Genomic DNA, 466 nt, shown 5'->3' with positions numbered 1-466 from the left:
GGGTTGGGCGTTGTCGGGGTTTTCGGATTCGTTGGTCAGGGACCAGCCGGTGGGGAGGTGGAGGAGTCGGGCGTCGATGAGGCGGCGGGTGGTGGTGTGTTCGGCGACGGCGGTGTAGTCGAGGCAGGTTTTGAGGACTACGGAGGGGGTGGGGACGGTGACGTCTACCCAGATGGGGTCGGTGGAGACGATCTGTACGGCGCCGATGCGGCGGGTCTTTTGGGCCCGGAGGTCTGAGACGCGGGCGACGGCGTTGTCCAGCCAGATGCCGGAGTTGCCTGCCGCTTCGAGGGCGGCTCGGGTTGCGGTGGTGGGGTTGTTGAGGGCTGCGTCGTAGGCCGCGCGCGACTTCTTGTACTGCGCTGTGGCTTCGGTGATGGCCGTTTGTTCTTCGGAGGTCCAGGTGCGGCCAGTGGGTGCTGGGGCCGGCGTGGGAGTGGATGTGCAGGCGGTGAGGGTGGCGAGG

At 67.6% G+C, this 466-nt stretch carries 1 protein-coding gene; it reads right to left on the bottom strand.

The window, feature by feature from the left end:
- Positions 1-466 (bottom strand): hypothetical protein (locus tag E1263_RS43090; RefSeq protein WP_165956953.1); only part of this gene is annotated, 466 nt, incomplete at both ends.

It is taken from the genome of Kribbella antibiotica (genome assembly GCF_004349055.1).
Lineage (GTDB): Bacteria > Actinomycetota > Actinomycetes > Propionibacteriales > Kribbellaceae > Kribbella > Kribbella antibiotica.
The sequence above is the reverse complement of the archived record's forward strand: the minus strand, read 5'-3'. Positions and strand labels throughout refer to the sequence as shown.